At 31.8% G+C, this 11,929-nt stretch carries 11 protein-coding genes and 1 riboswitch; of the genes, 9 read left to right on the top strand and 2 right to left on the bottom strand.

Annotation, left to right across the window (positions count from 1 at the left end):
• The first annotated feature begins 10 nt into the window (after nucleotides 1-10).
• From HNR33_RS02230 to HNR33_RS02215, 4 genes are all read left to right on the top strand, one after another.
• Nucleotides 11-634: a zinc dependent phospholipase C family protein gene (locus tag HNR33_RS02230; RefSeq protein ID WP_429079497.1), complete on the top strand. Its 624-nt coding sequence runs from the start codon at nucleotides 11-13 to the stop codon at nucleotides 632-634.
• A gap of 262 nt (nucleotides 635-896) precedes the next feature.
• The gene (locus tag HNR33_RS02225; RefSeq protein WP_429079495.1) at nucleotides 897-2,099 is read left to right on the top strand and encodes an oligosaccharide flippase family protein; all 1,203 of its coding nucleotides are present in this window, start codon (nucleotides 897-899) and stop codon (nucleotides 2,097-2,099) included.
• A gap of 181 nt (nucleotides 2,100-2,280) precedes the next feature.
• Nucleotides 2,281-3,132 (top strand): DMT family transporter, encoded by an 852-nt coding sequence (locus HNR33_RS02220; protein WP_429079493.1) that lies wholly within the window; start codon nucleotides 2,281-2,283, stop codon nucleotides 3,130-3,132.
• Nucleotides 3,133-3,313: 181 nt separating this feature from the next.
• Complete coding sequence (locus HNR33_RS02215; RefSeq protein ID WP_429079491.1) at nucleotides 3,314-3,832, top strand: dUTP diphosphatase; 519 nt, start codon at nucleotides 3,314-3,316, stop codon at nucleotides 3,830-3,832.
• Nucleotides 3,833-3,918: 86 nt separating this feature from the next.
• Here HNR33_RS02215 and HNR33_RS02210 read toward each other — a convergent pair whose 3' ends face one another.
• Nucleotides 3,919-5,442, bottom strand: a complete 1,524-nt coding sequence (locus tag HNR33_RS02210; protein ID WP_429079489.1) for a phosphoenolpyruvate carboxykinase (ATP) — start codon at nucleotides 5,440-5,442, stop codon at nucleotides 3,919-3,921.
• A 286-nt stretch (nucleotides 5,443-5,728) separates the two neighbouring features.
• Between HNR33_RS02210 and sdaAB the strand changes: the two genes are divergently transcribed.
• Both sdaAB and sdaAA read left to right on the top strand, forming a co-directional pair.
• A complete protein-coding gene (gene sdaAB, locus HNR33_RS02205; RefSeq protein WP_429079487.1) occupies nucleotides 5,729-6,409 on the top strand; it encodes an L-serine ammonia-lyase, iron-sulfur-dependent subunit beta in 681 nt (226 codons plus the stop codon).
• Between the two features lies 1 nt (nucleotide 6,410).
• A complete protein-coding gene (gene sdaAA / locus HNR33_RS02200) occupies nucleotides 6,411-7,283 on the top strand; it encodes an L-serine ammonia-lyase, iron-sulfur-dependent, subunit alpha (protein ID WP_429079485.1) in 873 nt (290 codons plus the stop codon).
• Nucleotides 7,284-7,323: 40 nt separating this feature from the next.
• Here the strand turns inward: sdaAA and dsdA are convergent, their stop codons facing one another.
• Nucleotides 7,324-8,670 (bottom strand): D-serine ammonia-lyase, encoded by a 1,347-nt coding sequence (gene dsdA, locus HNR33_RS02195; RefSeq protein WP_429079483.1) that lies wholly within the window; start codon nucleotides 8,668-8,670, stop codon nucleotides 7,324-7,326.
• 190 nt (nucleotides 8,671-8,860) lie between these two features.
• Between dsdA and HNR33_RS02190 the strand changes: the two genes are divergently transcribed.
• The 3 genes from HNR33_RS02190 (at nucleotide 8,861) to HNR33_RS02180 (ending at nucleotide 11,852) form a co-directional block, all read left to right on the top strand.
• Nucleotides 8,861-10,048, top strand: a complete 1,188-nt coding sequence (locus tag HNR33_RS02190) for an N-acetylmuramoyl-L-alanine amidase (RefSeq protein ID WP_429079481.1) — start codon at nucleotides 8,861-8,863, stop codon at nucleotides 10,046-10,048.
• A gap of 3 nt (nucleotides 10,049-10,051) precedes the next feature.
• Nucleotides 10,052-10,414: a hypothetical protein gene (locus HNR33_RS02185; RefSeq protein WP_429079480.1), complete on the top strand. Its 363-nt coding sequence runs from the start codon at nucleotides 10,052-10,054 to the stop codon at nucleotides 10,412-10,414.
• Between the two features lie 225 nt (nucleotides 10,415-10,639).
• Nucleotides 10,640-10,738, top strand: a riboswitch (glycine riboswitch).
• Nucleotides 10,739-10,820: 82 nt separating this feature from the next.
• Nucleotides 10,821-11,852 carry a PTS sugar transporter subunit IIC gene (locus HNR33_RS02180; protein ID WP_429079478.1) on the top strand — a complete coding sequence of 344 codons (1,032 nt, stop codon included), beginning with the start codon at nucleotides 10,821-10,823 and terminating at the stop codon, nucleotides 11,850-11,852.
• Nucleotides 11,853-11,929: the final 77 nt, after the last annotated feature.

Below are 11,929 nucleotides of genomic sequence, written 5' to 3'. Positions count from 1 at the left end.
GGGAGAAATCATGCCAGATAAAAGTTCACATCTAAACTTTGCAAGATTATACTTATCAATGGCAAAAGAGAAATATAACTCAAGTGCTTTTATTTTGGGTGCTTTAGCACCAGATTTAGTTTATGAATTAGAAATTGAGTTAGACTATAATGATGATGAAATTAAAAAATATCATTTTTTAGATGATGATAAAAATATAGATTTGATTAAGTTTATAAAGAAAACAGATATAAGTAAGACAACTGATAAATTAAAAAAATCATTTCTTATAGGATACTATTGTCATCTTTGGTACGATAACTATTTTAGTTATAATTCAGACAAGCTTATTGATTCCAGTATAGATTCCACTGAAAAGAAAAATGTTGCTGTGAAAAATATCAAGTTTTATAATGTTAAAGCTTCTAAAGAGTATTTTGATACACTAGTTATAAAAAATGATCATAAGGATTTAGATACATTCGAATTTATAACTTTTGAGAGAGTATATGACTCATATAAGAAGTTTAGAGAAGAAACAAAGCAAATGCTAGAAAATGACGCTATAATCCTAGATAAAGAAAAATATGAATACTTTTTAAATGAAGCAGTGTTAAAATTTGCTGAAGAAGTGGACCATTTTGAAAAGCAATAAATAAGGTGTAATGAAATAAATATATCCTATGAAGTAGATAAGTTTTAAATAAATGGAGATTATGCAAATGAATGTGCAAATGAGTATAGAGAAATGGACTTACAATATTTGAAAGGTTTTAGTGATATATTAAAAATTATCATTAGGACCTTCTTTATTTTAATATTTATTACAGTTTATTGTGATTCAAGAATAAAGCTGATAAACTATTTATGCTGACAGTATTAAAGATTACTAAAATAACACAAGGTGGTAATAACTTATGGGTACTGAAAACTTTACAAGAAAGCTCTTTGATTCATTTATAGGAAATATGGCTACATTTTTATTAAATATGTTATTTCCATTTGTGGCTACAAAGCTTTATGGAGCTGACATCTTGGGGCAGTATACATATGGATACTCAATAGTTACGATGACTATTTTTATTGCATCATTAGGGTTGGATATGGGATTGCTTTATTTTATACCAAGGGAAGGGAATAAATATGTAACATCATCATTTTTATTGAATTTTTTATCTAGCTCATTGATTATATCAGTCTTATTTGTTTTTAATAAGGATAATACTGTTAGAGCTATGCTGCCATTGATATGGATGTTATCTGTTGAGCAGATGTTTTTCTCGCTATATAGGACTAAGCAGAATATAAAAGAGTTCTTTTTAGTTAATATTCTATTTGGACTTGTACTTAAGATAGTTCTTACTTGGGTATTCTTTAGATTATATGGAGTTAGTACTTTTAATATAATTATTGCTACATATATATCAGTCGGAGCATCTTGTGTTTTTTATTTTATTAAACAAAGAAACATGTTCGGACAAATTACAATGACTAAGGAAGTAATCAAATATTCACTGCCCTTAGTAGTTGGGTCAATGATGACAGTTCTAATTAGTAATATAGATATGATAATGATAGGAAATATGTTAGATAAACAACAGGTTGCAGTATATAGTGTTGCAGCAAAAATTGCGACATTTCCTTCAATTTTATTAACCGTTTTAAATACAGTTTTTCCGCCAATAGTTGCTAAGCTATATCATGATGATGAAATGGAGAAACTTCGGAATATGTATAAGCTATCTGCTAGAACACTCTGTGCTATATCAAGTGTAATAATATTAATTATAATTATTTTTAGAAAAAGTATATTAGGAAATTTTGGAGCAGAATTTATTGAAGGACACTATGTTATTGTATATAGAGGAATAGGACAATTAATAAATGCATCTGTAGGAAGTGTATGGTATATAGTATGTATGACTGGCAGACCAAAAACAAATATGATAGGTAAGATATTAGCAGCATCGATTAACACAGTGCTTAACTTGTTGCTCATACCTATTCTTGGGATTACAGGAGCGGCACTGGCAAGCATGGTAGCAGTGGGTTTTGTTAACATTTTAGGTTACTCTATAGTAAAGAGAATTTTAAATGTAAAGGTCTTTGGCATTATATAGGTTATGCAAAGTCAAGTGGATGTCATAAATGAAGTAGAGGAAAAGAAAATGTTATAAATGTTTGCTCGTAGTTTTTTTGAATAAAGAAGTGCCTAATTAAAAAGATTTGAGAAAGATAAAATAAGTCAAGCACAACCGTCCCGAATGACTCTTTGACTTGATATCAAAAAAGGAGGATTATATGAGTACTAAAAATAGAAGTTTAATAGAAATACATATAGCAGTTTTTTTATTTGGTATATCAGGGTTATTTGGCAAACTAATAGCACTACCGTCAATAATCATTGTACTTGGAAGAGTTTTATTGTCAAGTCTTTTTTTATTACTTATACTACTTTACCTTAAGCAAGATATTAAGTTGAAAGAAGGAAAAGATTATTTATATTTGACAGTAATGGGAGTTATTTTAGCAATACATTGGAGCAGTTTCTTTAAGTCTATTCAGGTATCAACAGTAGCAATAGGATTACTTACATTTTCTACATTTCCTGTTTTCGTTACTTTTCTTGAACCATATTTTTTAAAAGAGAAAATTAAGTTTAAGGATATTATAATTGCAGGTATCACGTTTCTAGGGGTACTGCTTGTAATTCCAAGATTTAAACTAGATAATAATTTAACGCAAGGTGCTTTATGGGGTATATTATCTGGGTTTACCTATGGGGTCTTGTCTATACTCAATAGAAAATATGTAAGAGAGTATTCAAGTCTAGTGATTGCATTTTACGAGCAATGTATAGCTACAATTGCATTGATTCCATTTTTATTTGTATATAAACCAGAGGTTCAAACTAAAGAGGTTCTACTACTTATAATATTAGGTATTGTTTTTACAGGAATTTCACATTCTTTATTTATTAATGGGCTAAAGGAAGTTAAAGCGCAAACTGCAAGTATTATATCTTGTCTTGAACCTGTTTATGGCATTGTTTTCGCTACTTTTCTATTAAGAGAAATACCAGTATCAAGAGAGCTTATAGGTGGAATGATTATTTTAAGCACTGTATTTTATTCAACTATCAAATCAAAGTAATCTCATATAGACACATATTACATAAGTAGAATAATATTAGAGAATAATATAAAGGCAGATAATTTTCTGCCTTTCATTTATTTACAATAAAAATAAAAAAATATATTTACATTTAGAGTAAAAAAATATATACTAGATATTAAGACCAGGTATTAATTAATTGTGTGAAAGGGGCAAGGCGATGAATCTAGATCAACTTTTTAAAATTCAAGAGGTTATGGAGAATAACATAAAGAAGCTTTCCCAAATTGATGAAAATGTACTTGGAGAAGAGAATGTTTTTGACCTAAGATTTTTAGCTCTACAAGTAAAGGTTGGAGAAATTGCAAATTTAACTAAGTGCTATAAATACTCTAGAATAAAACCAAATGTACCAAGAGAAAAACTTATGATAAGATATATTGATGCAATGAAATTTTTGTTATCAATAGGCAACGCTCATCATTTTAATATAATTAATATTGATGTTATAAACTCCATGATTAAAGAAGAGAGCGTTATTAAAGTGTTTGGTATTATATATGATGATATTACAGACTTAAAGCATAAAGTACTTCAAAATAACTACATGGATTCTCTTTCGTTATACATAAAGCTTTTTAGTGAATTTATCAATTTAGGAAAGCTATTAGAGCTTACTTTTGAAGAGGTATATGATTATTATGTAGAGGTAGCTTCTTCATATTTGCTTACTGAATAATATTTTTGTGCAAATATCTGCTCATTGCATTTTGATAAGAAAAGAACCAACGAAAACTATATGTCCTTCGTTGGTTTTTTTCTATTTTATGCTGTGAAATCAACAATATCGATATCCAGATTTTCAAATCTTGCTAACCATTCTTTTCTTTCTTGCTTTAATTTATTAACCAAAGATCTATATTCTATATCAGTATAGAAGTTTTTAGAATTATATTGTTGGATATCAATACCTTCAATATTTTTAGGAACGAAGTATCCCCAATCTTTATCAAACTCCCACTCTATATTGTCTTTTGCTAATTCTTTCATTATTGTTGTAGATACTTTAATAGTTATTTTCTCGCCCTTGGAGCTTTCTTTTTGACCCACACTTCCTGTATTTAATATAAAGCATTCCATATCTGGATTGTTTTCCAGTATTTCTTTAAGTCTAAGGCCTTCTTCAGCTTCTGGTCCAATAATAAAAGGATTTGTTCCAACGCATCTTTTTGATTGTCCTGCTTTTGTTGGATCTCCTGCTGATGTTTCAATAGATTCGCCTAACATGAAGAAAGTTGCAGCTTGAGAGTTAGTAAGCTTTGCTACAGGAGGAACAATGTCATTTCTTCTAGTAATAAATATCAACTTATTAGCTTTTGTTAAATCTATACTATTGTCAGTATTCTCTATTTCTTCTCTTAAAACAACACCTCTTCCATTAGACGTAAGTTCAGTATTGTCAAAATCTACTTTTCCATCTTCATATACCTTAACGTTTTCAAATATAGAATTCTTGCTTGTAGCAGCCTTATATAAAACTTTTTGTCCTTCATCTAGCCCTTCTGTTTTAATGAAGAATCCATTTTCAGTTCCAGAACAGTATCCATTCTCGTCCATAAATATTACATCATCTTGTCTTACTATAGCTTTTTCTTCACCTTCTAATCCGTGGTCATGTATAGTAAGCGTAGTTTTTCCTGTTCCACTTAATCCAAACATTATGAATCCTACATCATGTATATGTCCGTCCTCTTTCTTTACTTTTAAGATCTTACTGCCTGCATGCAAACCTAATCCGCCCATTTGCTTTACTTTATACATTGCCATTCTTAAAAAAGATTTTTTTGACTCTCCAAAATAGTCAGTACCGAGTATATAGGTAATACCCTCTTCAGGGTATACTAATATTATTCTTTCAGGCCATTCAGGCACATACACACTTACTAAGTCAGGGTTTTCTGAGTCACCAGGATCGAAAAGAGTATTATTCCACATGTAAGCTATTCTACTATACTCTTTTGTTATATAAAGTCTACAATTAAATGAGTATTTATTGTGCATACCCATTTTTTTATCGATTTGTATTACCTCTTTATCTCTTAAATAACTGTTGACTTCACTAACAATGTTATCAGCCTCAAGCCTGCTTATACCTTGTTGGTCTACACCTAATGAGATATCATCGACTATAAAAGAGTTTTTAGCACTTCTATTTCTCACCTTAGTTACATAGCAAGGACTTTGAAATTCTGTGGTTATTTCATTTTTTTTACTCATGGCCCTAAGTTGTTGTACACTCGGGTTAGCAGTAATATTTTCAAAATTTAGACCTTTGAATAAGTATGACATATTCAATCCCCCTTTTGTAATATATGCAGTAAAACTTAAAAGTTTCATGAAAAAAGTATATCATATATAATCATGTTGTGTGTATTTTTTTAAGAAAATTTAACTTTTGTTTGTTAAAATATTACAAAAGGTTATCAATGTATATTTATAACTCTGTTTATGTTTTTGTTCTGAGGGTACAATAATTAGTAGGAATTATTGTTTTAGTTACATATTGAATCCAGCATTGTATTATGATAGAATTTCGTGATAGATAAATTAACATACAAAGGGAGATCGTATCGTTATGAATGAATATAGCGTATTTGATATACTAGGTCCTATTATGATTGGGCCATCAAGTTCACACACTGCCGGTGCAGCTAGACTTGGTAAAGTTGCTAGGGATATTGCAGGTAGTAACTTTAATTTTGTTACATTTGTTTTACACGGCTCTTTTGCAATGACATACAAGGGTCATGGTACAGACAAAGCTTTAGTTGCAGGTATTCTTGGCATGGAGCCTTATGATGAAAGACTTAGAGATTCGTTGAAGATAGCTGAGGAAATGGGTATAAAAGTAGCTTTTGTAGAGACTGACCTTGGGGACTATCATGAAAACACTGTTAAAATCATTTTCAATAAAAATGATGGAAGTCAGGTTGAAATAATAGGTTCGTCAATAGGTGGAGGAAGCATAATAATAACTAATATAGATGGGTATAATGTAAAGATAACTGGAGACTATCCGACATTAATAATTGGACATAATGATAAAAAAGGCGTAATAAGCAAAGTGACAACAGTACTAGCTCAAAATGAAATTAATATTGCTATTATGAAGGTTAAGAGAAAGAAAAAAGGAAAGGAAGCATCTATGATAATCGAAACAGACAGTGAAATACCATCAGAGCTAGTAGAGCAGTTAACAAATATTGAAGATATATTATCAGTAAAAGCAATAAATCCAGTTAAGAAGAGGTGCTGAGATGTATAACTATGGATATGAATTATTACAGTTGACTGAACAATATAGCTTGAAGATCTCACAAATTGTGATCAAAAAAGAAGGTGAGCTTTCAGAACTACCTGAAGAGGAACTGAGACAACGAATGAAAGGTAGATTGGAAGTAATGCTTAATTCAGCGAAGATTAGCCTTGAAAATGACATCAAATCTGTAGGTGGAATAATAGGAGGAGATGCTAAAAAGGTTGAAAGTTATAGAAGAATTGGAAAGACTATAGGCGGAGATACAATTAACAAAGCTATGGCTAGAGCTCTATCATGCTCTGAAGTAAACGCAGCTATGGGAAGAATATGTGCAGCTCCTACAGCTGGGTCCTGTGGTATTATTCCAGCAACTATAATTACAGCTGGGGAGGCTTTAGGTGCTAGTGAAGATGAAATGATCGATGCATTATTTACTTCCGCAGGCATTGGAGAAATAATAGCTAAGAATGCAACTCTATCTGGAGCTGAGGGAGGATGTCAGGCAGAGTGTGGTTCAGCAGCAGCAATGGCAGCAGCAGCAATGGTTGAAATGGCTGGAGGAACTCCTCAAATGTCTTTACATGCAGCGGCTATTGCATTAAAGAATATTATGGGGCTTATATGTGACCCTATTGCAGGACTTGTAGAAGCGCCGTGTGCAAAGAGGAATGCATCAGGTGCAGCTAATGCGATTTTATCTGCTGATCTAGCTTTAGCAGGCGTAGAAAGTATAATCCCTTTTGATGAAGTTGTTGAAGCAATGTATAAAGTAGGAAAAGCACTTCCTTCAGAACTTAGAGAAACCGCTTTAGGTGGTATTGCCACTACTAAAACAGGAATAGAAATCAAAAAAAGAATTTTTGGCGAATAAAGAAATGCATATGTGAGGATATCTCACATATGCATTTCTTTTATGACAGCAACATCTCACCTTTTTTTAAATATGAGTCCATTATGTTTTGAGGTACTAGATTCCCGCCTGTTGACCATACAATATGAGTCGAGTATTTCATTTTATCTAATAAATTATTGGTGCTGATATATAATTTGCCGGCTTCGCTGTTCAGCAGCCTAAAGGGACCTGGCATACCAGCTAGTGCAGATGGTTCTAAACTAATATTCTCAGTGTCTTTTATAAGCTTTAAAAGCTTATATAACTCATTATCATCAACTGTGAAAATCCCACTTAATAAGTTTTCTAATATTTTCCCAACAAAGCTTGAAGGTCTGCCAACTGCAAGGCCATCAGCTTCAGTAATATTATCTAGTCCAAAGTCTTGAACGCAAACCTTGTCATGCATCCCAGTCATTAATCCTAGCAACATACATGGAGAGTGAGTAGGCTCGCTAAAGAAAGTATGAACATTTTCTCCGAATATAGTTTTCAGCCCAAAAGCAACACCACCAGGCCCCCCGCCAACACCACATGGTAGATAAACAAAAAGTGGATGGTTATTATCTACTACTATATTATTTTCTTTTAATTGTTTCTCAAGTCTTCTTGCAGCTACTGAATATCCTAAAAATAAATCTACTGAATTTTCATCATCTATGAAATGACACCTTGGATTAGACATAGCAAGCTTTCTGCCTTCTTCCACAGCCTCACTATAATCTGAGGAATATTCTATGACTGTAACTCCTTTTTCGCGTAATAAGCTTTTTTTCCATTCCTTTGCATCCGAAGACATATGGACAGTAACTTTAAAGCCTAGCTTAGCACTGGTAATTCCTATACTAAGCCCTAGATTGCCTGTTGAGCCAACAGCAATTGAATAATTCGAGAAGAAATCTTTTAGTCTAGCGCTATACAATATAGAATAATCATCTGTTTCAGAAAGTAAATTATGCTTTAAAGCTAAAGTTTCTGCATGCTTTAGCACTTCATAAATACCGCCCCTGGCTTTAATAGAACCTGCTATTGGTAACAAGTTATCTCCCTTTAGCCACAAAGATCCGAATAGCTCAGTATTATATAGCTTTTCTGAAGCAGCTTTCATAGTTGGAATGTGAAATAAAGGAGATTCTATTATTCCATCAGTTGATTTAGCTTCTGGGAAAGCTTCCTTTATGTACGATGCGAATCTCAGAAGTCTTTTTTCAGCATCATCTATATCCTTATTACTCAAAGCTGAATGTGTGAAACTATTGCAATAGCTCTGATTTGTCCAAAAAACTTCAATATATTTTTTGATATCTTCAAATAAAAGATATTTTTTAACCCAGTTATCTAAATCTTTTTGCTTAGTAGTGTTCATATGACATTCCTCCTAGTAAAAAAAGCTCATTATTATGTATTATATAAAACAAAGTTTAGCAGATAAAGGAAAATGTGTCAATTTACAATATTGGTATCTTTGATGCTAAGCTAAAGCTCACATTTTATTCTATAGTGAATATATTAAATTAGAAAATAGTATTGAAATTAATAAATAAATGGGTGATTTTATGAGTATTATTTTGGATCCTGGCCATGGTGGGAAAGATTCAGGAGGAGGTAATAATGAAAATTGGCTTGAGAAGGATATGGTTCTTAAAATATCCTTATATCAGTATAAACGCTTTAAAGAACTTGGAGTTCATGTGAAAATAACTAGAGACTCAGACAAATATCTGAGTCAGCAAGAAAGAACAAAATTAGTTAGAGATTCGGGTGCAGAAATATGTATTTCTAATCATATTAATAACTTCAACGATACATCTGTTGAAGGAACAGAGATTATTCATTCTATTTATAGTGATGGTAAATTAGCAAAGCATATTATGGAAAAACTTGTAGAGGCTGGTGCAAAAAATAGGAGAATTTTTTCAAGAAAACATCCTAATAACTCTAAATTGGACTATTATTATATGAATAGAGAAACTGGTAAGGTACAAACTGTTATAGTTGAATATGGCTTTGCGAGTAACCAAAGAGATACTTTAAGAATACTAGAAAACTGGGAAGAATATGCAGAAGCAGTAGTTGCTGCTGTATGTGTGTATTTAAAAATCCCGTATTCAGAAGAAAAACAGAAAATTGAAATAATAGGAAAATCTATTGCAAGTATAGATCAAATGCAGTCTTGGGCTAAGACTAAAGGAGCATCAGCTAAGTTCATTGATGCAGCAAGGATATATTACAAGTATGGTATGATTACAGGGATAAGGACAGACGTGTTATATTGTCAAAGTGCAAAAGAAACAAATTTTGGAAGATACACAGGTGTTGTTTCTGAAGATATGAATAACTTCGCCGGTATAAAGATAAAAAAACCAATAGGTAATAGAAAACAAGATCATGAGCGTTTTCCTTCGATAGATGATGGTATAAGAGCTCATTTTAACCACATGAGTGCATATGTAGGCAAGGAACCTATTGGAAAACCACATGATAGGTATTATGTAGTCAAAAAACTTGATTGGGCTGGGTCAGCAAAATATGTTGAAGAATTAGGTGGTAAATGGGCACCAGATTCCAATTATGGGAGAGATATTATAAATAATTACTTGAGTGTTTTACTAGACACTGAGGAAAAAATAATAGATTATAAGGAGTTATATGAAAGATGTGTAACGGAATGTAATAGTTTAAGAGAAACAAATAAATCACTTAAAAATAAATTAGACCAAATTAAGAATATTTTGGAGGGATAATATATGCTGGACTTTATACAATCAAACCTAGTTTTCATTCTTTCAGCTATAATTGTTATTGCAGTATTACTAGTTGTTTATAAAGCAGGAAACAAAAAAACATTAAAAAAAATAATTTTATCATTAGTTGTTCAAGCTGAAAAAGAATTAGGTTCTAAGACAGGAGAAATAAAATATGCTATGGTGGTTGAGCGGGTATATCAATTGATTCCAAGTATTTTAAGAGTTTTGATAACAAAAAAAGAATTAGACAATATGATTGAAGATGCTGTATTGTATTTGAAAGTATATTTAACAGAAGACAGAAACCTACTTGGATATGAAGAAGAGTATAAAAAGGTTATTTACGATAACTCAATATTATAAGATATAAACATTATTTGTTTTTTCAATAAATATTCATGATAATATAGGGAAACTTTATTTGAAATTATATTGATTTTTTTATAATAAGTATTTAAAATGATAGTAGAAATGAATATAGGTGTATGATAACCATTGGAGATATTCACTTGTTGAATGACCGTAGGAGCAAGAAATAGTCTTCATTACTCAAGTTATTTCGAAACTTTCAGGTTTGATACAATGGTTGGACACGACCCTGGAGAGACCTATTAAGGGCATCGAAGGAGTAACTTATTTATGTGAATAGATAAGGAAACTTTCAGATAAAAGGACAGGGGGTAGAGTAGTATAGATTTTCTATGCTATTGTACCCTCTGTCCTTTGTTTTTGCATTAAATTCTAGAAAATGTCAGAAGGAGGTTGTTTAATGATATCAATTGTAAAAGGTATGGGATTATTGTTATTAGCACTTATTTTATTTTCTGGTTTTAGTTTAAAAGCGCCAAAAGGTGACAAGGCTATGTCAGGACTTGCCGGAGCAGCTGTTGCAACATTTTTAGTTGAGGCAATACACAAATATATAAGCGGAGATTTTTTTCATTTTAAATTTTTAGGAGAAGTTGGAACTGCTTCAGGAACAATGGGTGGACCCATAGCTGCTATTCTAGTAATAATTAATATGGGTGTGAACCCTGTATATGCAGTTGTAGCTGGGGCGGCTTTAGTGAATATGGGAATACTTCCTGGGTTTGTAGCAGGATATTTTATTGGACTTGTTGGACCTATCTTAGAAAAAAAACTACCTAAAGGCTTAGACATTGTAGCAGGAGCTTTGCTTATTGCTCCGTTATCTAGATTAGTAGCTATACTAGTAACACCGGTTATAGATACCACATTATTAAGCATAGGTAACATGATATCTGTAGCAGCAGATCAATCTCCTTATATTATGGGATTTTTACTAGGAGGAATAATGAAAATACTATGTACATCTCCACTAAGCTCAATGGCTGTGACAGCAATGCTTGGTTTGCAAGGACTTGCTATGGGGATATCATCTATTGCTAGCTTTGGAGGAGCTTTTACAAATGGTGTAGTTTTTAAAAGATTAAAGCTAGGTGACTCAGGTAATGTTATAGCAGTTATGCTTGAACCATTAACGCAAGCTGATATAGTAACTGCAAATCCGCTTATAATATATTTTTCAGATTTTATTGGTGGTGGATTAGCTGGTATGGTGGCAGCATATTTTGGGATAATAAACAATGCTCCAGGAACTGCATCGCCTATACCAGGTATGCTAGCACCATTTGGATTCAATGCACCTGGAAAAGTAATTATGGCTTTACTTTTTGCTGCTTTAGCAGGACTAATAGGCGGCTTAGTTGGTACTACTATTACTAAAATTGTGAAAGAAAGAAAAGCACTTAAGTTAGATAAAGAACTTATAGTAGAATAGTCAAAAAGCCACTATCAACAAAAAGATAGTGGCTTTATATCAATATAAATAATAATTGACGCAAAAAAGAGTTTGAT

It is taken from the genome of Brassicibacter mesophilus, assembly GCF_050433385.1.
Lineage (GTDB): Bacteria > Bacillota > Clostridia > Tissierellales > Proteiniboraceae > Brassicibacter > Brassicibacter mesophilus.
This window is presented reverse-complemented; position numbering and strand designations above follow the sequence as displayed.